Below are 22,233 nucleotides of genomic sequence, written 5' to 3' on the forward strand. Positions count from 1 at the left end.
ATTAGGCACGCCGCCAGCGTTCGTCCTGAGCCAGGATCAAACTCTCCAATAAAGTAGTGTTTGACTTGCTCATTTAGAAAAAACTGACGAGATCGGATCGAATTTCAAGGCCGAAGTACACCGGTTTGAAATTCATCCTTTAATCTCGATTTATTACTCACTCGTTGTTCAGTTTTCAAAGATCAACTTCGTTTTTCGTCATCGCTTTGTTTCAGCGGCGACTTTTATAATATATCACAGTCAGTCAGGTTTTTGCAAGAGTTTTTTTGAACTTTTTTTCTTGCTAATGTTTTCCTGTCCTTCACTGCTTGTCCATGCAAAACAAGGACGATTGCTAATTTACCATAAGATTAGCCCCGCCGTCAACTATTTCTTAACCTATTCTTTTGCTTGTGGAAAACGAGCCCGCCGGGCATATTTCGATAATTCCTTGGAGGGAGCAAAGCGAGCATACATCCGGAAAATCGTTTTATAGCGGTTAGCGATCGCCTGACGAATATCTTGATCGAGTCGCGTATCGTTCAGATCGAGCAGCATTTCATCCAATTCTTTTCGCAGCACATAATCCAGTTCCTTGCATTCCTTATCAGTGAACAACATTCCCAGCATGCATAACACTCCTTGTTCGATCCATGTTTTAAGATATCGATCTATTTATAGATGCTTTAATGTTATGCTCACTTTTTGGGAAATTTATGAATGCATGCGAAAATCATTAATCACTTTAATTTTCAAAGACCTGACTTGCCGCTCAACCAACGAGATAAAAAGTTAACGTGCTCTCAATCACCGCAGCGACCAGCAGCATAACAACAATCCAGATCGCCCCCCGCCCGGCAGAAACAAGAAAGCCTCTCCAATCCACCGTACGCTCCGAGGCATCTCTGGAACCAGCCTCTCCTAAGCTCTTTACCGCCAAATAGCCGAATTGCATCCCAAACCCTGCGGCAATCAGAATCGCAGGAATTTCAATGATCCCATGAGGAAGCAGACCACGAACGATCAAATCCACTAAATTCTCACCTCGACCGCCAGCCGCCGCCACCACAAATCCTAAAGCCAAACCGTTCATCAACAAGAAGAAAGCCGGTAAAATCCCAAGAATGGCGCCTAGCAACATCACACCGAGACTTTTAGTCACATTATTAAAAAAGATAAACAGGAAGAAGTTCCACTCCGGATGCTCCGACTGTGCCAAATCCCGGCTGATCCGGCTAAGCTGTTCGAGATTAGGCATTACCAGGCGGGTTAACGTGTCTGCATTTGCTGCCCCCAGAACTAGTCCCGCTGCAAAAATCAAAATCGATAGCAGCATGGCTTTCTTATATTTACGTAAGTCGCGGATAAACTTCCGAATCGAGAACATTGCATCAATCTCCTTCAAATTATGATCGGCCAAGCGTCATAAAGCTGTGGAACAAGCATACATTTGTACAAGCGGATCAGTTCAGATCATTTCATTCTGATAACGAGAGGGGCTTAAAGGTTCATGAACAACTTCTTCTATGTCCTTAACGGAAAGAAAATCAAACGCTTTTTCTTTGTCTTCGCTGCGGCCCTCTTTGCTGCCGGCGTCATTTACGTGGAGCAGGGCCATGTCACGGTATTCTCAGAGGAAAGCGCTCCGTCGGCTATTTATAGCGTGTCCACGAACAAAAAAGTCATAGCCCTTACCTTCGATATCAGTTGGGGCGATACGCGGGCCGAGCCGATTCTCAACGTGCTGAAGGAGAAGAATGTGCAGAAAGCCACCTTCTTCCTGTCTTCGCCTTGGAGCAAGACCCATCCAGACATCGTCAAAGCAATTCAGAAGGAAGGTTATGAAATTGGAAGCCACGGGCATAAGCATACGAATTACAGCAGCCTGAGCGACGAGGAAATCGCCCGTCAGATTTCAACCGCACATACGATTTTGACCGAAGTAACAGGCCAACCTCCTAAGCTGCTGCGGCTTCCAAACGGTGACTTCGATAAGCGCGTGCTTAGAATTGCGGCAAGTCAAGGCTACCAAGTCATTCAATGGGATACGGACTCTCAGGATTGGATGAACAAAGGAGTTCAAACCATCGTTGACCGCGTCGTTAAAAAAGCCCATCCCGGGGATATCGTTCTCCTTCACGCCAGCGATTCGGTGAAGCAAACGCATGAAGCGTTGCCGATTATCATCGATGAGCTCCGCAAGAAAGGCTATGAGTTTGTGACCGTAACGGACCTGCTGCAGGAAGCCAGCGTTCAAGGCAACGAAGTCCGTGATCAAGCGTGGCTGAAGAAGCAGCTTGAGTACGCAATTGGATTGTAAACTGTAGCAAAAAAGCCCAGTTTAGGCTGGGCTTTTTGGTATTTCTGTCGATCCTGAATTCAGTACGCGCTGTAGAATTAAGATCTGATATGCATTACATGCGACTAGTGGCGCAACAATCCAGGCCGTCGCGGAATTGACCCCAATCTTCAATACGCCAACGGTCTCTACAATCGTAACCGCAATCATAAAGAACAACGTGGGAATCCAGGCAGTTGCATTCGTCAATTTCGCCTTATAAAACGCAGTTCCCACAGCCACAATAAGAATGACAATGCCAAGGACGATGTCAGAATACCCGTTCTTCTCACCGCCTACGAAAATGCGGAAGAACATGAGCTCCAGCAACGCCAAGGCAGTTAAGACCAACTGGATATATTGCCACGTTCTTCTGGAGAAGACCCCGTTCCCCATATAATTGATCATTAAATATGCAAAAAAGCCCATTTGGGAATACACGCTAACCATAATGCCCACGCCAAGTAAAATCCCGACATTGACCAGAATATCGGTCAAACCTTTATATTGCAGGGTATCGGCCCATTGCAACAACAGGCCGACAATCAGCGACCCCGCCGCTCCTACGGCTAAGGTTGTCCCAAATAAGTAAAGCCACTTTTTTAAGTTCAAGCCCCTTCCACCTCCACTAACGAAATATTTTACCAACGATCCCGGTAAAAAACCATTGTTTTTAAGCTTTTCGTTGGGATATTTCCGTTTCTAAGCCGCATACTAACTTCAGCAATGATGATAAGGAGGAAGGGAACCATGAAATGGCGGGGTACCCGTTGGATTTTATGCTTCTTATGTACATTCACTCTTCCGCTTGCAGCCTGCGGTTCTGAACAAAGCTCCTCCTCCTCTTCCCAGGGTGGGGGATATAAAGAGACGAAGTCGATGGTCATCGATATTCTTAAGACCGACGAAGGTAAAAAAGCTATATATGAAGCATTAAGCTCTCCGCCAAGCAGCGAGAGCGGCGGCTCAGAATCCGGTTCGGAGTCCGGATCTGACTCTGGTTCCGGTTCAGGTGGATCCGGCGGAAGCGGATCGTTTGGGGTGAAGATGATTCTCCCGTCCCAAACCGCCAATGAGGTGCGTATGGCGGTCAAGGAGACGATCACTTCCCCAGAATACAAAAAGGAAATTGAGAAGATCATGACCGATCCGCAGTTTGCCGGAGATTTTGCGAAGGCGATTAACGCCCAAAGCAAAGAGCTCCATATGCAGCTGATCAAGGACCCAACGTATCAGAAAGCGATCAGTGACATCCTGAAATCGCCGGAAGTCATGAAGATGTTCCTTGATTTAACCAAGACGCCGGACTACCGCAAGCAATCCATGACGGTTATGCAGGAGGCCATGCAAAGTCCATTGTTCAAAATGGAAGTGCTTGAGCTGTTAAAAACCGTTGTTCAAGAGCAACTGCAGCCTAAGGTCGAAAAAGAGCCTAAGGATGACGGAGGCAAAGGTGGCGACGACGGCGGCGATGAAGGCGGACAAAGCAAAGAAGGCGGAGGCAGCGGTGGAGCTTCATAAGCTGATAGCAATCAATGCTCCACAAAAAAAGACTGACCCTATAGGGATCAGTCTTTTTTACATTTCAACACGATGCGCTGCGCCAGTTCGTCATACAGCTGACCCACCGGGGTCTCTGCTTTGTACACTGACGGAGAAAAGTCCGGCTCGGAAGGATGGTTATCCGGCGCCCCCAGCGGGAATTGTGCCAGCAATTCCGTATGTAAGGACTCTGCCAACCGAGCACCGCCGCCGCGTCCGAAGACATAATCCTTCTCGCCGCATTTGGAGCACTCGTAGTAAGCCATATTTTCGACGACGCCCAGCACTTCATGTTCCGTGCGCAGCGCCATGGCCCCTGCCCGGGCAGCAACAAAAGCAGCAGTAGCATGCGGGGTAGTGACGATGATCTCCTTGCTTTGCGGAATCATCTGGTGCACGTCAAGGGCGATATCCCCTGTACCCGGCGGAAAATCAAGCAGCATATAATCCAAATCGCCCCACTGAACATCACTGAAAAATTGCCGAAGCATTTTCCCCAGCATCGGTCCCCGCCAAATGACCGGGTTATTGTCCTGAATAAAGAAGCCCATCGACATCACCTTAACGCCAAAGCGTTCTACGGGCAGGATTTGACCGTTCTCCACCACCGGCGCCTCTTCAATCCCCATCATATCGGGAACACTAAAGCCGTAGATGTCGGCGTCAATTAAGCCCACCTTCTTGCCTAGACGCGCCAGGGCCGCCGCCAAATTCACCGTGACGGTAGATTTGCCCACTCCGCCCTTACCGCTGGCTACAGCAATAAATTGCACGCCAGATCTTGGGTCAAGAATCGGCAGTCCTTCCAGACCTGCTCCATGCCCCTTCAGTTCGTTGCCTTCGCCATGGGATGAGTCCGAAGGTCGACGAGCCGCGCTAAACGCTGCCTCACGCTCCTGCTCCGAAGCTTCTCGGAAGCGAAGGTGCACATCCTTCACCCCTGCTTCGGATAAGCGAAAGCGGATCTCTCGCTCGGCTTCCACCTGTGCCGCACTGCCTTTCTCAAAGCCAACAACGGTTAATGAGACGCGGTCTTCCTTGATCATAATATCGCGAATCCACTGGAGGTCGACTAGACTGAGACCTGTGGTTGGTTCTGCAACCGGGCGTAACGTTGCCTGAAGCTGTTCTTTTGTAATCACTGACAGCACCTCGACTTCATCAGATAGTTAGGTCTATTATATCATTACCTGACATCCTCTGCCGGGGTTTGTACCTTTTCTCCAGAATAATATCGCAAGATCCCCTGATAAATGGAAGCAGCTACTTTTCGCTGGTACGATTCCGTGCCAAGCAGCCCCGCTTCCTCCGGGTTCGATAGGAACCCGACCTCCACCAGAACGGCCGGGATCTTCATCACTTCAAGCAAATACACTTTCTTATCCGCACGATTCGCTACCCGATCGGTGTTCTCCAGATTCCGTCGAAGCTCTTCCTGTACGAGCGCAGCCAAGTTGGCGTTATCTGCATGATTGGGATAATAGAACGTTTGTGCGCCTCGCCAGCGCGGCGAAGGAATGCTGTTCATGTGTATACTCACGAGCAGATCGGCCTGCTGTTCCTCAATAAAGCGAACCCGTGTCATTAAATCCTCGGTCTTCCGTTTACTGTAGCCCCTCGTGTCGGCCGCGGCCAAGTCCTTGTCCTCCTCGCGGGTCATGACAACCACCGCACCCGCCTGCTGCAAATAATCGCGCAGGTACAAAGAGACGGCGAGATTGATGTCTTTCTCGATCAACCCCTGCTTACTGCTGGCTCCCCCATCGGGTCCGCCATGCCCAGCATCCAGGGCAATCACCTGCCCCGCCAGCGGCAGACTCCAATAATTCCAGGCTTTCTGCGCCGGCACCCGGTAAAAGGCCAACCCCAGGATCACGGCAGCCAGACCTACGCCGATCAGCGCTATTTTGATGTGGTTCAGAGTAATCCATAACGTCACCTTATCTCGATCGCGCATAAAAAAAAGCCACCTTTCTCCCTTCATGACATTACTCATGATATGGGACAAGGTGGACAAATATGACTCTTATCGGATTAGGCTAACCTGTGATTTAAGTGGGTTGCACCTGCTGCTTCATTCCTTCGATCAGGACCTCCGCAACCTCCGGCCGGGTAAATTCCGGCGGCGGACAAACCCCATCGCGCAGCAAACCGCGTACCTTCGTTCCGGACAAGGTTAAGTGATCTTCTTTCGGATGTGGACAGGTCTTGCTGGAAGCCATATTCCCGCATTTCGTGCAAAAAAAGCTATGTTCAAAGAACAGCGGCGTGATGCCCAACTCCTCCGAGGTGAAGTTCGAGAAGATCTCTTGGGCCTCATACGTTCCGTAGTAATCGCCAACCCCGGCATGGTCACGACCCACGATAAAATGCGTGCATCCGTAGTTTTTGCGCACCATCGCATGAAAAATCGCTTCACGTGGTCCAGCATAACGCATCGCTGCCGGGAACACCCCTAGAAAAGCACGATTTGCCGGATAATAGTGTTTCAGCAGCGTTAAATAGCTCTTCATCCGAACATCGGCTGGTACATCGTCGGATTTGGTCTCGCCGACCAGCGGATTAAGGAATAGCGCATCCACGATTTCCATCGCACTCTTCTGAATATATTCATGCGCCCGGTGAACCGGATTGCGGGTCTGGAACCCTACAACGGTTCTCCACCCCTTCTCGGCAAAGATCCGCCGCGTCTCAGCTGGGTCAAAATAAAACTCCTTAAACCGCGCCGGTTCCGGTCGGTTCAACACTTGAATCGAACCCCCAACGTAGTATGGCGAACGTTCCAGCAGCTTCTTCACTCCAGGATGCGCAGGATCATCGGTTTTGAACACTTTACGCGCTTCCTCTGCCTGATCTACAGAATAGACGCTGCCTATCTCAAGCAGACCGTAAACAACGCCGTCCTGCTCACCAATCAACGCGACCTGTTCTCCTACTTCCAGACTTTCCGCTTGTTCTCGTGCGACAGAGAGAGTAATCGGAATACTCCAGACCGTCCCGTCAGCCAGCCGCATACGATCGACGACCGACCGATAATCGGCTTCGTTCATAAACCCGGTTAAGGGTGAAAAGGCCCCCACCCCAATGAGGTCCAAGTCCGAAATCGTCCAGTTATTGATTTGAATGGATGGAAGGCACTTTGCCTTTTCCAAGAGACTGTCCCGTTCAGATCCAGTTACCACCCGGTTAATCAGACTTCCACCATGCGGTAATATTGACGTCACCCGTATCTCCCCCAATTCCGTTATTTCAATGCCGTGATTATTGGTGCAAACCGCATTCTGTTTTTTCCGTACCGGACCAACGCCCTGCCCGTGGATCTTCGCCTGGCATTACCGGACGGGTACAATGTTCACAGCCAATGCTAGGATAATTGCGGTCATGCAAAGGATTATAAATGAGCTGATGCTCGCGAATGTAGTTCCATACATCATCCGAAGTCCAGTTAGCGATCGGATTAAATTTCACCAGACCAAACTTGGTGTCGTATTCAATTTTCTTCGCATTGGCTCGGGTTGGTGCCTGGTCGCGGCGAATCCCGGTAATCCATGCATCGTAACGGCCTAACACCCGTGTCAGCGGCTCAACCTTACGCAGGTTGCAGCAAGCGTTAGGATCTGCCTTCCACAGCTCCTCCCCATACTTCTGCGTCTGTTCTTCTGGTGTTAGCAGAGGGGAAATTCGTACAAATTCCAACCCATATTTGGCCGCAATCGCGTCCCGGGTCTCATAAGTCTCTTTAAAATGAAAATCCGTGTCTAAGTAAAAAATGTCGGTAGACGGGCTGATTTGCTGCAGCATATCGACCAGTACAACATCCTCAGCCCCAAAGCTACAAGCAAAGGTGATATTCGGAAATGTCTCTACCGCCCAGGCGAGGATTTCTTGGGGGGATAACGACTCAAATTCCTCGGCCTTGGCCGCAATCAGTTGCTCTTTTTCCAATAAATTCACTGTTCTTCAGACCTCCCGCATCTGGTTAATCAAGACTTGCAATTATTCCAACTAATCTGATTTGAATTATATTTAAAAGTATAAGGTATTCCCTCTAGAAGTCAATACTAAAAATTCCAAAATGAAAAAAAGTCCGGTGGTATCCGTAAATTTAAACGCAAAAAAAGCCCCTTTCCAAAACGGAAAGGGACTTTCGTAAGCAATATAAAGATTAACGTTTCGAGAACTGAGGAGCACGGCGAGCTGCTTTGAGGCCGTATTTCTTCCGTTCCTTCATCCGTGGGTCACGCGTCAAGAAGCCTGCTTTCTTCAATGCAGGACGCAGTTCCGGATCTGCTTTGAGCAGAGCACGGGAAATCCCGTGACGGATTGCGCCAGCTTGACCGGAGATACCGCCGCCATGAGCGATGACGATCACGTCGTAGTTACCCAGCGTTTCCGTCAAAGTCAGCGGTTGTTTTACGATCAGCTTCAGCGTTTCCAGACCAAAATAATCGTTGATGTCGCGTTTATTGATGACAATGCGTCCTTCACCCGGTACAAGGCGAACACGAGCTACCGAATGTTTACGACGACCTGTCCCATAGTATTGTACTTGTGCCATGAAACTGTCCTCCCTTTTAATTATCCGCGAAGTTCGTAAACTTCAGGTTTTTGTGCCGCATGTGGATGCTCAGTGCCCGCATAAGCTTTCAGTCTCAGCTTCATTTTCTCGCCAAGACGAGTTTTAGGCAGCATGCCGTGAACGGCGGATTCAATTACACGTTCAGGTTTCGTTCTCAGCAAATCCTTAGCAACGGTCACTTTCAAACCGCCCGGATGCAGGGAATGACGATAATATTTTTTGTTATCGAGCTTTTTGCCGGTCAGGGCGATTTTCTCCGCGTTGATGACGATCACAAAGTCACCGCAGTCAACATGTGGAGTAAATTGTGGTTTGTGTTTACCGCGGATAAGAGCAGCAGCTTCGCTAGCCAAGCGGCCCAGCGTTTTGCCTTCGGCATCGATGATGTGCCATTTGCGCTCTACTTCGCCTGGCTTCGCCATATAAGTGGTACGCATGTAAAGATCCTCCTTCAAATTCGTCCGAAATGGTTCATCCTGCTGAACACGATCATGCTCTTCGGGTCGCTTGACCTACGTCAGCAGATTTATCTTCGATCGTTTCATTCATGTTTAGCAAGCATATAATTCTTGTTTAAGCGGCTTTCTTGACTGGGGGCTGTGGGATAGCCATCAAGAAAACACAACTTTTATTTTACAGGAAGCCCAGTTAATACGCAAGCCTTTTTCAAAGGTTATCCCGAAAAAATCAAGCTTCCAAACCCCACCATTTCAGTCGTTCAAATCTTCTTCTTCGTATTCTACGCTCCAGAGCATCAGCCCTTTACTCTCCGCCGTTGGGCCTGCGGCTGTCCGATCCTTCGCCTCCAGAATCGCTTGGATCGATTCAGGCGTCCGTTTACCTTCACCGACCTCGATCAAGGTGCCCACGATGATCCGGACCATATGTTGCAGAAATCCGCTCCCCGTGACATAAAAATGGACAATCCCCTGCCCCGTTGCTCCAGGAATTTTCGCTGATGAATCCACCTCGATGCGGGCATCATATATGGTACGAACGTGACTTAGCTTCGTGGACTGACGCGAGGCGAACGAAGTAAAGTCGTGGGTTCCCATCAGATAAGGCAGGCATGCCTGCATGGCCTCCACATTAAGCTGTCCTGGATGATGAAACTGATAGTTCCGTTGGAACACATCCGGGAATCGGTTGGTATTAATGGAGTAGCGGTAGGTTTTCCGTTTGGCCGAATGCCGTGAATGGAAGGTCAGAGGGACCTCCCGAGCCGTCAACACGCGGATATCAGAAGGGAGCCGCGCGTTAAGCGCCAAACACCAACGTTCCACAGGAATTCGCGAATCGGTGTGAAAATGAAAAGGCTGCTGTCTCGCATGCACCCCGGCATCGGTTCGACCCGAGCCATGAATTTTCACCGTTTCTCCCGTTAAATGGCGGATGGCTCCCTCGATATGATCCTGAACCGTATTTCCGCCCGGTTGGGTCTGAAAGCCGAAATAGTTGGTTCCGTCATAGCTGACGGTCATCAGCAAGTTGCGCATCGGTTCCTTCCTTTCTCAAGGCCACACCTTCAGTTCAATAAAAAAACTCTCCGAAAGCTTAGCCGTAAGGCGAGCCGACAGAGAGTTTTACACGCAAGAAATGGGGAACCCCCGAATTACGCGCGATCTACCAGTTCCAGATAAACCATAGGAGCAGCGTCGCCGCGGCGAGGTCCCAGCTTCAGGATACGAGTGTATCCGCCTGGACGGCTGGAATAACGAGTTGCCAGTTCGGTGAACAGCTTTTGGATTGCATCCTGCTCGCCGTCGATCGATTCGCGACGAACGTAAGCTGCCACTTGACGACGGGCATGCAGGTCACCACGTTTTGCCTTGGTGATCAGCTTCTCAGCGATCGAACGAACTTCTTTCGCTTTCGCTTCCGTCGTTTGGATGCGTTCGTATAAGAACAGGTCGGTTACCAGGTCACGGAACAATGCTTTACGTGCGCTGGAATCGCGGCCCAACTTTTGGTATGCCATGAGTTTTCCCTCCTTCGCTAAAACGATTCAAGTCAACTTATTCTTCAGTGCGCAATCCCAAACCTAACTCTTGGAGCTTCTCTTGAACTTCTTCCAAAGACTTGCGACCCAGGTTACGTACCTTCATCATGTCTTCTTCAGTTTTCGTCGTAAGCTCTTGTACCGTATTGATACCGGCACGTTTGAGGCAGTTATAGGAACGAACGGAGAGATCAAGCTCTTCAATCGTCATTTCAAGCACTTTTTCTTTCTTGTCTTCTTCCTTCTCGACCATGATTTCCGCGTCTTTCGCTTCGTCCGTAAGGCCTACGAACAAGAAGAGATGCTCGGTCAAAATTTTCGCGCCGAGGCTTACCGCTTCTTCAGGTCTGATACTGCCATCGGTCCACACTTCAAGCGTAAGCTTGTCGTAGTTGGTCACTTGGCCAACCCGGGTATTCTCAACCACGTAATTGACCCGTGTAATCGGGGTATAGATCGAATCGACGGGAATGACACCGATCGGTTGATCATCTCGTTTATTTCGATCTGCCTGAACGTAACCACGTCCGCGGCCTGCGTAGATGCGCATGTGGAGTCTTGAACCCGGTTCAAGCGTTGCAATATGCAGATCCGTATTCAAAATTTCCACATCGCTGTCCGCACGGATATCCCCTGCCGTAACAACGCCTTCGCCTTCCGCATCGATTTCGAGGATCTTCTCCTCATCCGAATGAATTTTCAGCGAGAGTGCTTTCAGGTTCAGGATGATCTCCGTAACGTCCTCCATAACGCCCGGTACGGTCGCGAATTCATGCAGAACTCCATCGATTTGGACCGAGGTTACCGCAGCACCCGGCAGAGAAGAGAGCAAAATCCGGCGAAGCGAGTTGCCCAGTGTGGTGCCATACCCACGTTCAAGTGGTTCTACTACAAATTTCCCATAGGTGCCTTCATCGTTAACTTCTACGGTCTCGATTTTTGGCTTTTCGATTTCTATCACGAAAGTACCCCTCCTTCAAAACGTCGTTCCTTTCAATCTGCCTAAGGTGCTGAAGTTTTCCAACGTAGTATGCCTAAACATCCATTGTTCCCAATTGACGCTGGTGTTATACCACGGCTTCAGCGCGGCTTCATTAAACGCGGCGGCGTTTTGGAGGACGGCAGCCGTTATGAGGAATTGGAGTAACGTCTTTAATCATGTTGACTTCAAGGCCTGCCGCTTGCAAGGAGCGGATAGCGGCCTCACGGCCGGCGCCAGGGCCTTTAACCATAACCTCAACGGTTTTCATGCCATGTTCCATCGCAGCTTTGGCAGCAGATTCAGCAGCCATTTGCGCAGCAAACGGAGTCGACTTACGGGAACCTTTGAATCCAAGACCGCCGGAGCTCGCCCAGGAAATCGCGTTACCGTGTGGATCCGTAATGGTGACAATCGTGTTATTGAATGTGGAGCGGATATGAGCCACGCCAGATTCAATATTTTTCCGGTCACGACGTTTCGTACGTACGACTTTCTTTGGTTTAGCCATTGTCTGTTATCCCCCCTTCTTATTTCTTCTTGTTCGCTACAGTACGACGAGGACCCTTACGAGTACGGGCATTCGTTTTCGTACGTTGTCCGCGAACCGGCAAGCCGCGACGATGACGCACTCCGCGGTAGCAGCCAATTTCGATCAAACGTTTAATATTTAAGGAAATTTCACGACGCAGGTCACCTTCAACCTTGACCGTTTTGTCGATCGTTTCGCGTAGTTTGCTAACCTCATCTTCCGTCAAATCACGAACACGAGTGTCCGGATTGATGCCTGTTTCTTTCAGGATTTTCTGGGAAGTCGTTTTACCGATTCCGAAAATGTAAGTTAAGGCGATCTCAACGCGTTTATCACGTGGCAAATCCACACCAGCAATACGTGCCATTTTACGCTACACCCCCTTCAATTAACCTTGTTTTTGTTTGTGTTTCGGATTTTCGCAAATCACCATGACATTGCCTTTGCGACGAATGACTTTGCATTTTTCGCAAATCGGCTTTACAGAAGGTCTTACCTTCATGCTGATTACCTCCTAAAAGTTTTACAGAAGTAAAACTGGGATCGAAAGCATACGTTCTTATTTTGCGAAAGCAAAAATCCAATCGCACGCATTCTAATCATAAACTACTCTCTGAAACAACTCAACCTGAATATTGTACCACAACTTTACCGTAATGGGTATAGTCTATTTGCGGTAAGTGATCCGGCCTTTCGTCAAATCATATGGCGAAAGCTGAACGACCACTTTGTCTCCCGTCAAAATGCGGATAAAGTGCATCCGCAACTTACCGGAAACGTGAGCGAGAATTTGATGACCATTCTCCAACTCTACTCTAAAGGTTGCATTCGGCAACGGTTCAATGACCGTACCTTCGACTTCAATGACATCTTCTTTAGCCACAGTCAGTCTCCTTTCTCTTCAGCCATAGAATTGGCGGACTTCTGATAAGCAAGAACTGCATGCCGCAGTTTCCCGTTCGTCACCCGTCCGCTTTCCTGCAAACTATGAACAACCTCGCTGCTAACTATGGGCAGTAGTTCAAGATGCTGGGCATTTTTACGTTTGGGTCCATCAAACTTCCGTTTGTTTCCGTCCGCGATCCAGACGAATTTGTCGTCCAGAATCCCGACAATCACATAAATCGCACCGGCATCCCTGCCTTTGAGAACTTTCACCAACTGACCGATTTGCGGCGCTGAGCGCTCTTTCACGTTCATCACCTACGCATCCAGCTTCGTGAAAATTTCCATCCCGTCCGGTGTAACAGCTACCGTATGCTCAAAGTGAGCGCACAACGAGCCATCCACCGTAACCACTGTCCAGTTGTCTTCCAGCGTTTTAACATATCGCTTCCCCATGTTAACCATCGGTTCGATCGCCAGGACCATCCCCGGCTTAAGCCGCGGGCCCCGGTCGGGCAAACCATAATTCGGAATTTGCGGTTCTTCATGTAAGCTCGCGCCAATGCCATGACCCACATATTCCCGAACGACGGAAAAACCGGCAGCTTCGATGAATTGCTGAATTGCATGCGAGATCGTGTACAATCGAACATCCGGTTTAACGAGCGCAAGGCCCGCATACAAGGAACCTTCGGTGACCTCCAAGAGTCGCTTGGCTTCCTCCGAAATTTGACCTACCGGATACGTCCACGCCGAGTCCCCATGGAAACCACGGTACTCCGCGCCGATATCCAATGTAATGATATCGCCTTCGTTCAATTTGCGTTTGCCGGGAAATCCGTGTACCAATTCTTCGTTGACCGAAGCGCAAATGCTGTAAGGAAAACCGTTGTAACCTTTAAAGGACGGCACGGCGCCCTGACTGCGAATGTATTTATCGGCGAGTTGATCGAGTTCTCCCGTCGTAATTCCAGGCTCAATCGCTTGGGCCATGAGCCTGTGCGTTTCCGCGACGATCCGCCCAGCTTCTCGCATAAAGCCTAGTTCCGTTTCGGATTTACAAATGATCATTACACCTAACCTCGCAGTAGTGACACGATTTCCTTCGAAACCGCATCGATTTCCTGTTCACCATCTACCTGACGCAACAGGCCTTTATCTTCATAGAACTTCAGAAGCGGTGCGGTTTTGTTGATATATTCGTCCAAACGAGTTCCTACGCTCTCTTCGTTATCATCCGAGCGTTGGTATAACTCGCCGCCGCATTTATCACAAACACCTTCCTGCCCCGGAGGATTAAAGATCACATGATAAGTGGCGCCGCAGGATTTGCAAATCCGGCGTCCCGTCAGCCGCGCCAGCAGCTTGTTCCGGTCCACTTTCAGGTTGATGACGTGGTCCAGCTTGCGACCCATGCTATCAAGCAGCTCATCCAGCGATTCCGCTTGCGAAAGGGTTCTTGGAAAACCGTCCAATAAGAAACCTTTTTCGCAATCGGGCTGCTGCAAGCGTTCGCGAACGATCCCCACTGTCACATCATCAGGCACGAGCAGTCCCTGATCCATATATTCCTTCGCTTTCATCCCCACAGGTGTTCCCTGTTTGATTGCCAGGCGAAATGCGTCGCCGGTAGAGATATGAGGAATACCGAATTCGTTAACGATTGTCTCGGCTTGTGTTCCTTTTCCTGCTCCGGGAGGCCCCATGAATAGTAGGTTCATGTTTCTCACTCCCTCCAACACTTCTCTACAACAAGAAATAGCTCAGTTAGGTGCCAGGCAAGGACGTTTGCACGTCCTCTGTTCCTGGTACCTACCGACTATTTATTGATAAAACCTTTATAGTGACGTTTGATCAATTGGCCTTCAATCGTCTTCATCGTATCCAGCGCAACGCCGATCACGATGAGGATCGATGTACCGCCGATCAAGACCGTGCTTGGCAACCCTGCGATAGCCCCCAATCCCATAGGGAGAATGGAGATGGCAGCAAGGAAAAGCGCACCGGTCATCGTCAAACGGGTTAACACCCGAGTCAAATAGGTTTCCGTCGCTTTACCAGGACGGATCCCTGGAATGTAGCCGCCGTTTTTCTTCATGTTCTCAGCCATCTGCTGCGGGTTCATCTGCACGAACGTATAGAAGAACGTAAAGCCGATGATCATGATCACATAAAGCACCATCCCAAGCGGACGGTTGGTAGACAAATGGGTCGTAATCCACTGCGCCCATGCGTACGGCGACCAGAAGCTGGCGATCACGACCGGGAATTGCAGCAAGGAAACTGCAAAAATGACCGGAATGACGCCGGCAGCGTTGATCTTGAGCGGAATATGCGTATTCTGTCCGCCATACATTTTGTTACCTACCACACGCTTTGCGTATTGGACCGGGATTTTCCGGATCGCTTGTTGTACGTAGATAACACCGATGACGATCAAGATGCACACCAAGAGAATCGCGATGGATTTCACCACATTGATGAAAGGCTGGCCTTCAAGGATAAAATCCGATTGCGCAATCGTCGTAATGTGCGTAGGGATGGAGGCAACGATCCCGGCAAAGATAATCAGCGAGATCCCGTTACCAATCCCTCTTTCGGTAATCTGCTCACCTAACCACATCAGGAAAGAAGTACCGGCTGTCAACACGATGGCGATGACGAGATAGTCACCAAAAGTTGCATTCGGCACCATATCCGTATTGTACAAACGGTTAAAGCCAATCGACGTAGCAAACGCCTGAATAAGGGCCAAAATGACCGTTCCGTAACGGGTCACTTGGGCCATTTTCTTCTTACCGTGTTCCCCTTGCTTAGCCCATTCCGCAAATTTCGGAATGACGTCCATCGACAAGAGCTGTACGATGATGGAAGCCGTGATATAAGGCATGATCCCGAGGGCAAAGATCGAGAAGTTCTTCAGGGCGCCGCCCGAGAAGGTGTTCAAGAGCCCTAACAAGTTGTTTCCTGCTGCGTTGTTTGTCGCCTCAAAGACCTCTTTATTAACGCCCGGAACCGGAACGAAGGAACCGATCCGGTAAATGAGGAAGATAAACAACGTAAACAAGATGCGGTTGCGAAGGTCTTGAACATGCCATATGTTCTTAATGGTTTTAAACATTAGATCACCTCGGTTTTACCGCCGGCAGCCTCGATTTTCTCTACCGCAGATTGGGAGAACTTATTCGCTTTAACTGTCAGTTTGACAGTAACTTCACCGTTGCCGAGAATCTTGATGCCGCTCTTCGCGTCTTTCACGATTCCTTGTTCAAACAACAGCTCAGGAGTTACTTCCGTATCCGCCGCAAAGTTGTTCAAATCTTCGATGTTCACAATCGCATACTCTTTCCGCGTCGGATTGATGAACCCGCGTTTTGGCAAGCGACGATACAGCGGGTTTTGACCGCCTTCGAAGCCCGGACGCACACCACCGCCGGAACGAGCGTTTTGACCTTTGTGACCGCGAGTAGATGTTTTACCCATACCGCTGCCTGTACCGCGGCCGACACGTTTGCGCGTGTGGCGGGAACCAGGAGCTGGGGAAAGCTCATGTAACTTCATCGTTCGTTGCACCTCCTTATTTATTGTTGGCAATTAATAAGCTTACGCTATCCTTAGCCTTCGATTTCTTTAACCGAAACCAGGTGGCTCACTTGATTCACCATGCCGCGAATGGCTGGGTTATCGTTGTGAACAACGGATTGGTTAATTTTGCGAAGACCCAAGGTTTTCACGGTAGTACGTTGGTTCTCCGGACGACCGATCAAACTACGCACGAGGGTAATTTGCAGTTTAGCCATGAGATTCCCTCCTTAACCGAGAAGTTCTTCGACGGTTTTACCGCGCAATTTCGCAACATCCTCAGCACGTTTCAGACGGGACAAGCCCTCCAAAGTCGCGTTGACCATGTTGATGGAATTCGAAGAACCCAAAGATTTAGTCAAAATGTCGCCTACGCCAGCCAGTTCAAGAACCGCACGAACTGGACCGCCGGCGATAACCCCGGTACCTTCGGATGCCGGTTTCAACAGAACGCGGCCAGCTCCGAAATGCCCGATTACTTGGTGAGGGATCGTAGTACCTACGAGCGGAACATGCACAAGATTTTTCTTCGCATCTTCAATGCCTTTACGGATCGCGTCAGGTACTTCGCCTGCTTTACCGATCCCAGCGCCAACCCAGCCTTTGCCGTCGCCGACAACCACGAGTGCACTGAAGCTGAAACGGCGTCCGCCTTTAACTACTTTAGCTACGCGGTTAATGTTTACAACTCTTTCTGTCAGTTCTAAAGTGTTCGGATCTACACGCAAGTCGTTAACCTCCTTTTAGTGATGATTTTTTAGAATTCCAGGCCTGCTTCGCGGGCTGCGTCAGCCAGCGCCTGAATCCGTCCATGGTACAGATATCCTCCACGGTCAAAAACAACGCTCTTATATCCTTTCGCTTGTGCGCGTTTTGCGATCAATTCGCCCACTTTACGAGCGGATTCCACGTTGCCGCCGTTACCGATCGAACCGCTCAGTTCTTTATCGACGGTCGAAGCACTAGCTACCGTTACGCCTGCTACGTCGTCGATCAGTTGAGCGTAGATATGTTTGGAAGAACGGTATACGTTCAGTCTTGGACGAGCTGCCGTTCCTTGGACTTTCTTACGTACACGCAGATGTCTTTTCAGACGTGCTTTGTTCTTATCAGCTTTTGTAATCATGACTTCCATTTCACTCCCTTCGGTTTACCGCTATCGGACATTTCGTTTCAAGACGCCAGAAGGCTAGGCACGAGAAGAAGAAACTTATTTCTTCTTACCGGCTTTACCTTCCTTACGAATAATGCGTTCGCCTTCATACTTGATCCCTTTGCCTTTGTATGGCTCAGGCTCACGGACAGAACGAATTTTAGCGGCATATTCGCCTACGCGTTCTTTATTGATCCCTTTAACGATGATCTTCGTATTCGAAGGTACTTCGAATTCGATGCCCTCTTCCGGTGTGATTTCTACCGGATGGGAGTAACCCACGTTCAGAACCAGTTTCTTGCCGGACAAGCTTGCGCGGTAACCGACACCAACCAGCTCGAGCGATTTGGAGAAACCTTCCGTTACCCCGCTGACCATGTTGCTGACAACGGAGCGGGTCGTGCCATGCAGGGAACGATGTAATTTATTATCAGAAGGACGCTCAACGGTAATGACGTTACCTTCAACCGTTACCTTGATGTCCTTGTGAAGCTCACGAGTCAAAGTCCCTTTCGGACCTTTAACTGTAATGACGCTATTATCAAGTGTGACATCCACACCACTTGGTACTGTGATTGGTTTGCGACCAATACGAGACATTTATTGCACCTCCTTGTTATAAGACGTAAATTACCAAACGTAGCAGAGGACTTCGCCGCCGGCTTTGGACTGACGAGCTTCCTTGTCAGTCATGACACCTTTGGAAGTGGAGATAATCGCGATACCCAAGCCGCCGAGGACACGAGGAATTTCGTTGCTTTTCGTGTACACGCGAAGGCCTGGTTTACTGATTCTCTTAAGTCCAGAGATAACGCGTTCGTTGTTCGGGCCGTATTTCAGGAAAATACGGATGATCCCTTGTTTGTTATCATCGATATATTCAGCGTCACGGATGAAACCTTCACGCTTCAAGATCTCAGCGATTTGTTTCTTGATCGTGGACGCAGGCAGTTCAACCGTCTCGTGACGCACCGTGTTGGCGTTACGAATACGAGTAAGCATATCTGCAATTGGATCTGACATAGTCATACGTGTAAACCTCCTTCCCGTTGTTGATTAATTACCAGCTTGCTTTTTTCACGCCAGGAATCTGGCCTTTATAAGCTAATTCACGGAAGCAAATTCTGCAAATTTTGTACTTTTGCAATACCGAATGTGGGCGACCACAACGTTCACAACGGGTATAAGCCCGAACTTTAAATTTAGGTGTACGTTGTTGTTTAACTTTCATCGAAGTTTTAGCCACTTAGCCTGACACCTCCTAAATAGTTTCGGAGAAAATAGACGAATTACTTAGCAAACGGCATACCGAGCCCGCTCAAGAGCTCGCGGGATTCTTCGTCAGTTTTCGCCGTCGTTACGATGACGATATCCATACCGCGTACTTTATCCACTTGATCGTATTCGATCTCAGGGAAGATCAGTTGCTCTTTCAGGCCCAGCGTATAGTTACCGCGACCGTCAAATGCTTTCGTCGATACCCCGTGGAAGTCACGGACACGCGGAAGCGTTACGTTAAACAGTTTGTCAAGGAAATGATACATGCGGTCACCGCGAAGAGTTACCTTCACACCGATCGGCATGTTCTCACGCAGTTTGAAACCAGCGATGGATTTCTTCGCGCGAGTGATAACTGGCTTTTGGCCAGCGATCAGTTGCATATCGTTCACTGCGGAATCAAGTACTTTGGAGTTCGCTACAGCGTCACCAACACCCATGTTGATAACCACTTTCTCGATCTTCGGCACTTGCATTACCGTTGTATAGTTGAATTTTTGAATCAAAGCAGGTGTTACTTCGTTCAAAAAGCGTTCTTTCAATCTTGCTGCCATGAATCATGGACCTCCTTTCTTAACGTTTCTCGATTAGTCGATTACTTCTCCAGATCTCTTCGCTACGCGAACTTTTTTGCCGTTGTCCAATACTTTGTAACCGATACGGGTTACTTTTCCGCTCTTCGGATCAACGTGCATAACGTTCGAAACGTGAATCGGAGCTTCCTTCTCGATGATGCCGCCTTGTGGGTTCAGTTGGTTAGGTTTTTGATGTTTCTTAACCATGTTCACGCCTTCCACAAGCACGCGGTTCTCACGAGGATATGCGGCGATGACGCGGCCTTTTTTGCCTTTGTCTTTACCGGAAATCACGATCACCGTGTCGTCTTTTTTGACGTGCAGCTTATTGTTATGAGATTCAAGAATCTTCTTCAGTCTAGGCACTTGGTTTACACCTCCTGTTAAATCGGGCTCCCCGTTGGGTTATGGGGTGTTCTTAGATAACTTCCGGAGCCAAGGAAACGATCTTCATAAAGTCCTTGTCGCGAAGTTCACGGGCAACAGGTCCGAAGATACGCGTTCCGCGCGGGCTCTTATCTTCTTTAACAACAACTGCTGCGTTTTCGTCGAATGCGATGTAGGAACCGTCTTTACGACGAACGGAACGTTTCGTACGAACGACTACCGCTCTAACGACATCCCCTTTTTTGACAACGCCGCCTGGTGTTGCTTGTTTGACGGAGCAAACGATCAGATCTCCGATTTGTGCCGTACGACGACCCGTACCGCCCAAAACGCGGATACACATCAGTTCCTTCGCGCCGGAGTTGTCAGCAACCTGCAAACGTGTAAATGGTTGAATCATGGATATTTCCTCCTTTCGGTCTAAGCTACCGTGCTATTAAATGATAACCGCTTCTTCAACGACTTCAACGAGTCTCCAGCGTTTGTCTTTGGACAGCGGGCGAGTTTCGGCGATTTTAACGATGTCACCGATTTTCGCGGTGTTGTTCTCATCATGCGCTTTAAATTTCTTCGTGTATTTAATGCGCTTATGGTACAAGTCATGCTTCTTGTAAGTTTCAACAGCTACAACGATCGTTTTGTCCATCTTGTCGCTGACAACTTTACCAATTTGCACTTTACGGCTGTTACGTTCGCTCATGGTTTGCCTCCTTCCTGGACTTAGGCGCTTTGCTAGATTCGCTCAGCGCTTCTTAACTAGTAATCCCAAGTTCTCTTTCACGGATAACGGTTTTAGCACGAGCTATTTCCTTACGCACATCGCGGATCCGAGTCGGATTATCGAGTTGGCCGGTAGCCAACTGAAAACGGAGGTTAAAGAGTTCTTCTTTAAAACCTGCGATTTTTTGTTCGATTTCTGCAGTGGTTAAGTTGCGAAGTTCATTAGCTTTCATTTGCTTCACCACCCAATTCTTCACGTTTCACAAACTTCGTTTTGATCGGCAGTTTGTGGGCAGCAAGACGCATAGCTTCGCGTGCAACTTCCTCCGATACCCCGGCAAGCTCAAACATGATTTTGCCCGGCTTCACAACTGCGACCCATTTTTCTACGTTACCTTTACCGCTACCCATCCGGACTTCAAGAGGCTTCTGAGTAATCGGCTTGTCAGGGAAAATCTTAATCCATACTTTACCGCCACGTTTGATGTAACGAGTCATCGCGATACGCGCTGCTTCGATTTGACGGTTCGTGATCCAAGTCGGCTCCAGAGCCTGCAGGCCGTATTCACCGAAGTTCAGTTCGGTACCGCCTTTTGCTTGGCCTCTCATATTACCGCGTTGTTGCTTGCGGTGTTTTACGCGTTTTGGTACCAACATGATTAGTTGCCTCCTTCCTGAGCAGCTTGTTGTTTCTTAGCCGTAGGAAGAACCTCTCCACGATAAATCCATACTTTTACGCCGATGCGGCCATAAGTCGTATGCGCTTCTGCCGTACCGTAATCGATGTCGGCGCGGAGCGTATGAAGTGGAACAGTTCCTTCACTGTAGCCTTCCGTACGAGCAATTTCAGCACCGCCGAGACGACCGCTGACTGCCGTTTTAATCCCTTTCGCTCCCGAACGCATCGTTCTTTGAATTGCTTGTTTCAACGCACGACGGAAAGAAACACGACGTTCCAATTGTTGTGCAATGCTTTCAGCAACCAAGATTGCGTCAAGATCAGGGTGTTTGATTTCAGAAATGTTGATGTGAACCTTTTTGCCGCCTGCGATTTTCGTAATTTCACCGCGCAGGTTTTCAACTTCCGAACCGCCTTTACCGATAACCATGCCCGGTTTAGCAGTGTGGATCGTCACGTTCACACGATTTGCCGCTCTCTCGATCTCAATCCGAGATACCGCGGAGTCTTTGAGTTTATTTTTCAGGTGTTCACGAATTTTTACGTCTTCCAGCAAAAGATCACCGAAATCTTTGCCTGCGTACCATTTGGATTCCCAATCACGGATAATCCCTACTCGTAATCCGACCGGATTTACCTTTTGGCCCACACGTTTTCCCTCCTTATTTTTCGGATACCACCAAAGTAATGTGGCTGGTGCGTTTGTTGATCCGGCTAGCACGTCCCATTGCCCGCGGACGGAAACGTTTCATCGTCGGGCCTTGGTTAACGTAGGCTTGCGTAATCACCAATTTATTTACATCCATAGAATAGTTATGTTCAGCATTGGCAATCGCCGAGTTCAACAGCTTCTCCACGATCGGGGATGCTGCTTTTGGCGTATGGCGCAGAATTGCAATCGCGTCGCCAACTTGCTTACCGCGGATCAGATCAACCACGAGTTGAGCTTTGCGGGGAGCAATACGAATCGATCTTGCATGTGCTTTAGCTTCCATGTAGTATTACCTCCTCTCAAACGAAGAACTT

General features: G+C 49.1%; 37 protein-coding genes. 2 read left to right on the forward strand and 35 right to left on the reverse strand.

Annotated features, from left to right (window positions below; all coding sequences use genetic code 11):
* Window positions 1-378: 378 nt before the first annotated feature.
* Window positions 379-609 (reverse strand): hypothetical protein, encoded by a 231-nt coding sequence (locus RW092_RS22410; RefSeq protein ID WP_016310733.1) that lies wholly within the window; start codon window positions 607-609, stop codon window positions 379-381.
* A gap of 142 nt (window positions 610-751) precedes the next feature.
* On the reverse strand, window positions 752-1,366 hold the full coding sequence (locus RW092_RS22415; protein ID WP_085170594.1) for a stage II sporulation protein M: 615 nt from the start codon (window positions 1,364-1,366) through the stop codon (window positions 752-754).
* 123 nt (window positions 1,367-1,489) lie between these two features.
* On the opposite strand from RW092_RS22415, the gene pdaB reads away from it, so the two are divergent.
* Entirely contained in the window at window positions 1,490-2,299 is an 810-nt protein-coding gene (pdaB, locus tag RW092_RS22420; protein ID WP_085170593.1) for a polysaccharide deacetylase family sporulation protein PdaB, read from the forward strand.
* Window positions 2,300-2,320: 21 nt separating this feature from the next.
* Here the strand turns inward: pdaB and RW092_RS22425 are convergent, their stop codons facing one another.
* Complete coding sequence (locus tag RW092_RS22425) at window positions 2,321-2,929, reverse strand: KinB-signaling pathway activation protein (protein WP_016310730.1); 609 nt, start codon at window positions 2,927-2,929, stop codon at window positions 2,321-2,323.
* Window positions 2,930-3,067: 138 nt separating this feature from the next.
* Between RW092_RS22425 and gerD the strand changes: the two genes are divergently transcribed.
* Window positions 3,068-3,838: a spore germination lipoprotein GerD gene (gerD, locus tag RW092_RS22430; protein WP_316011357.1), complete on the forward strand. Its 771-nt coding sequence runs from the start codon at window positions 3,068-3,070 to the stop codon at window positions 3,836-3,838.
* Between the two features lie 47 nt (window positions 3,839-3,885).
* Here the strand turns inward: gerD and RW092_RS22435 are convergent, their stop codons facing one another.
* The 32 genes from RW092_RS22435 to rplV form a co-directional block, all read right to left on the reverse strand.
* Complete coding sequence (locus RW092_RS22435) at window positions 3,886-5,001, reverse strand: Mrp/NBP35 family ATP-binding protein (RefSeq protein ID WP_016310728.1); 1,116 nt, start codon at window positions 4,999-5,001, stop codon at window positions 3,886-3,888.
* A gap of 44 nt (window positions 5,002-5,045) precedes the next feature.
* On the reverse strand, window positions 5,046-5,816 hold the full coding sequence (gene cwlD / locus RW092_RS22440) for an N-acetylmuramoyl-L-alanine amidase CwlD (RefSeq protein ID WP_316011358.1): 771 nt from the start codon (window positions 5,814-5,816) through the stop codon (window positions 5,046-5,048).
* A 94-nt stretch (window positions 5,817-5,910) separates the two neighbouring features.
* Window positions 5,911-7,083, reverse strand: a complete 1,173-nt coding sequence (gene sat / locus RW092_RS22445) for a sulfate adenylyltransferase (RefSeq protein WP_316011359.1) — start codon at window positions 7,081-7,083, stop codon at window positions 5,911-5,913.
* A 37-nt stretch (window positions 7,084-7,120) separates the two neighbouring features.
* A complete protein-coding gene (locus RW092_RS22450) occupies window positions 7,121-7,813 on the reverse strand; it encodes a phosphoadenylyl-sulfate reductase (protein WP_016310725.1) in 693 nt (230 codons plus the stop codon).
* A gap of 211 nt (window positions 7,814-8,024) precedes the next feature.
* A complete protein-coding gene (gene rpsI / locus RW092_RS22455) occupies window positions 8,025-8,417 on the reverse strand; it encodes a 30S ribosomal protein S9 (RefSeq protein ID WP_009226668.1) in 393 nt (130 codons plus the stop codon).
* A gap of 20 nt (window positions 8,418-8,437) precedes the next feature.
* Window positions 8,438-8,875, reverse strand: coding sequence for a 50S ribosomal protein L13 (gene rplM, locus RW092_RS22460; RefSeq protein ID WP_009226667.1), 438 nt, complete (start codon window positions 8,873-8,875; stop codon window positions 8,438-8,440).
* Window positions 8,876-9,148: 273 nt separating this feature from the next.
* Window positions 9,149-9,934 (reverse strand): tRNA pseudouridine(38-40) synthase TruA, encoded by a 786-nt coding sequence (truA, locus tag RW092_RS22465; RefSeq protein ID WP_016310724.1) that lies wholly within the window; start codon window positions 9,932-9,934, stop codon window positions 9,149-9,151.
* Window positions 9,935-10,050: 116 nt separating this feature from the next.
* Window positions 10,051-10,416, reverse strand: coding sequence for a 50S ribosomal protein L17 (rplQ, locus tag RW092_RS22470; RefSeq protein ID WP_009226665.1), 366 nt, complete (start codon window positions 10,414-10,416; stop codon window positions 10,051-10,053).
* Between the two features lie 37 nt (window positions 10,417-10,453).
* Window positions 10,454-11,398 (reverse strand): DNA-directed RNA polymerase subunit alpha, encoded by a 945-nt coding sequence (locus RW092_RS22475; RefSeq protein ID WP_009226664.1) that lies wholly within the window; start codon window positions 11,396-11,398, stop codon window positions 10,454-10,456.
* Window positions 11,399-11,531: 133 nt separating this feature from the next.
* On the reverse strand, window positions 11,532-11,927 hold the full coding sequence (gene rpsK, locus RW092_RS22480) for a 30S ribosomal protein S11 (RefSeq protein WP_009226663.1): 396 nt from the start codon (window positions 11,925-11,927) through the stop codon (window positions 11,532-11,534).
* Window positions 11,928-11,946: 19 nt separating this feature from the next.
* A complete protein-coding gene (rpsM, locus tag RW092_RS22485) occupies window positions 11,947-12,315 on the reverse strand; it encodes a 30S ribosomal protein S13 (protein ID WP_016310723.1) in 369 nt (122 codons plus the stop codon).
* A gap of 21 nt (window positions 12,316-12,336) precedes the next feature.
* A complete protein-coding gene (rpmJ, locus tag RW092_RS22490) occupies window positions 12,337-12,450 on the reverse strand; it encodes a 50S ribosomal protein L36 (protein ID WP_003333770.1) in 114 nt (37 codons plus the stop codon).
* A 165-nt stretch (window positions 12,451-12,615) separates the two neighbouring features.
* Window positions 12,616-12,831, reverse strand: a complete 216-nt coding sequence (infA, locus tag RW092_RS22495) for a translation initiation factor IF-1 (RefSeq protein ID WP_007132547.1) — start codon at window positions 12,829-12,831, stop codon at window positions 12,616-12,618.
* A gap of 2 nt (window positions 12,832-12,833) precedes the next feature.
* Entirely contained in the window at window positions 12,834-13,148 is a 315-nt protein-coding gene (locus RW092_RS22500) for a KOW domain-containing RNA-binding protein (RefSeq protein WP_009226661.1), read from the reverse strand.
* Window positions 13,149-13,151: 3 nt separating this feature from the next.
* Window positions 13,152-13,904, reverse strand: a complete 753-nt coding sequence (gene map, locus RW092_RS22505) for a type I methionyl aminopeptidase (protein WP_316011360.1) — start codon at window positions 13,902-13,904, stop codon at window positions 13,152-13,154.
* Between the two features lie 5 nt (window positions 13,905-13,909).
* The gene (locus RW092_RS22510) at window positions 13,910-14,554 is read right to left on the reverse strand and encodes an adenylate kinase (RefSeq protein ID WP_016310721.1); all 645 of its coding nucleotides are present in this window, start codon (window positions 14,552-14,554) and stop codon (window positions 13,910-13,912) included.
* A 98-nt stretch (window positions 14,555-14,652) separates the two neighbouring features.
* Window positions 14,653-15,954, reverse strand: coding sequence for a preprotein translocase subunit SecY (secY, locus tag RW092_RS22515; RefSeq protein ID WP_316011361.1), 1,302 nt, complete (start codon window positions 15,952-15,954; stop codon window positions 14,653-14,655).
* Entirely contained in the window at window positions 15,954-16,394 is a 441-nt protein-coding gene (rplO, locus tag RW092_RS22520) for a 50S ribosomal protein L15 (protein ID WP_009226657.1), read from the reverse strand. Before rplO ends, secY begins: the two co-directional genes overlap by 1 nt.
* 53 nt (window positions 16,395-16,447) lie before the next feature.
* Complete coding sequence (gene rpmD / locus RW092_RS22525) at window positions 16,448-16,633, reverse strand: 50S ribosomal protein L30 (RefSeq protein WP_009226656.1); 186 nt, start codon at window positions 16,631-16,633, stop codon at window positions 16,448-16,450.
* Window positions 16,634-16,645: 12 nt separating this feature from the next.
* Window positions 16,646-17,143 (reverse strand): 30S ribosomal protein S5, encoded by a 498-nt coding sequence (rpsE, locus tag RW092_RS22530; protein WP_009226655.1) that lies wholly within the window; start codon window positions 17,141-17,143, stop codon window positions 16,646-16,648.
* Window positions 17,144-17,172: 29 nt separating this feature from the next.
* Window positions 17,173-17,541 carry a 50S ribosomal protein L18 gene (gene rplR, locus RW092_RS22535; protein ID WP_028539490.1) on the reverse strand — a complete coding sequence of 123 codons (369 nt, stop codon included), beginning with the start codon at window positions 17,539-17,541 and terminating at the stop codon, window positions 17,173-17,175.
* Between the two features lie 84 nt (window positions 17,542-17,625).
* The gene (rplF, locus tag RW092_RS22540) at window positions 17,626-18,168 is read right to left on the reverse strand and encodes a 50S ribosomal protein L6 (RefSeq protein ID WP_009226653.1); all 543 of its coding nucleotides are present in this window, start codon (window positions 18,166-18,168) and stop codon (window positions 17,626-17,628) included.
* 30 nt (window positions 18,169-18,198) lie between these two features.
* Window positions 18,199-18,597 carry a 30S ribosomal protein S8 gene (rpsH, locus tag RW092_RS22545; protein WP_009226652.1) on the reverse strand — a complete coding sequence of 133 codons (399 nt, stop codon included), beginning with the start codon at window positions 18,595-18,597 and terminating at the stop codon, window positions 18,199-18,201.
* 31 nt (window positions 18,598-18,628) lie between these two features.
* Window positions 18,629-18,814 carry a type Z 30S ribosomal protein S14 gene (locus tag RW092_RS22550; RefSeq protein ID WP_009226651.1) on the reverse strand — a complete coding sequence of 62 codons (186 nt, stop codon included), beginning with the start codon at window positions 18,812-18,814 and terminating at the stop codon, window positions 18,629-18,631.
* Window positions 18,815-18,857: 43 nt separating this feature from the next.
* Window positions 18,858-19,400, reverse strand: a complete 543-nt coding sequence (rplE, locus tag RW092_RS22555) for a 50S ribosomal protein L5 (protein WP_009226650.1) — start codon at window positions 19,398-19,400, stop codon at window positions 18,858-18,860.
* A gap of 33 nt (window positions 19,401-19,433) precedes the next feature.
* The gene (gene rplX / locus RW092_RS22560; protein ID WP_009226649.1) at window positions 19,434-19,787 is read right to left on the reverse strand and encodes a 50S ribosomal protein L24; all 354 of its coding nucleotides are present in this window, start codon (window positions 19,785-19,787) and stop codon (window positions 19,434-19,436) included.
* 52 nt (window positions 19,788-19,839) lie between these two features.
* Window positions 19,840-20,208: a 50S ribosomal protein L14 gene (gene rplN / locus RW092_RS22565; protein ID WP_009226648.1), complete on the reverse strand. Its 369-nt coding sequence runs from the start codon at window positions 20,206-20,208 to the stop codon at window positions 19,840-19,842.
* Window positions 20,209-20,244: 36 nt separating this feature from the next.
* Complete coding sequence (gene rpsQ, locus RW092_RS22570) at window positions 20,245-20,508, reverse strand: 30S ribosomal protein S17 (protein WP_009226647.1); 264 nt, start codon at window positions 20,506-20,508, stop codon at window positions 20,245-20,247.
* A gap of 52 nt (window positions 20,509-20,560) precedes the next feature.
* Window positions 20,561-20,761: a 50S ribosomal protein L29 gene (gene rpmC / locus RW092_RS22575; protein ID WP_009226646.1), complete on the reverse strand. Its 201-nt coding sequence runs from the start codon at window positions 20,759-20,761 to the stop codon at window positions 20,561-20,563.
* On the reverse strand, window positions 20,751-21,185 hold the full coding sequence (rplP, locus tag RW092_RS22580; RefSeq protein WP_009226645.1) for a 50S ribosomal protein L16: 435 nt from the start codon (window positions 21,183-21,185) through the stop codon (window positions 20,751-20,753). Before rplP ends, rpmC begins: the two co-directional genes overlap by 11 nt.
* A 2-nt stretch (window positions 21,186-21,187) precedes the next feature.
* Window positions 21,188-21,856 (reverse strand): 30S ribosomal protein S3, encoded by a 669-nt coding sequence (gene rpsC, locus RW092_RS22585; RefSeq protein WP_009226644.1) that lies wholly within the window; start codon window positions 21,854-21,856, stop codon window positions 21,188-21,190.
* Between the two features lie 13 nt (window positions 21,857-21,869).
* On the reverse strand, window positions 21,870-22,202 hold the full coding sequence (gene rplV / locus RW092_RS22590; RefSeq protein WP_009226643.1) for a 50S ribosomal protein L22: 333 nt from the start codon (window positions 22,200-22,202) through the stop codon (window positions 21,870-21,872).
* Window positions 22,203-22,233 lie beyond the last annotated feature (31 nt).

Source organism: Paenibacillus sp. 3LSP (assembly GCF_032465655.1).
Classification (GTDB): Bacteria; Bacillota; Bacilli; order Paenibacillales; family Paenibacillaceae; genus Fontibacillus; species Fontibacillus barengoltzii.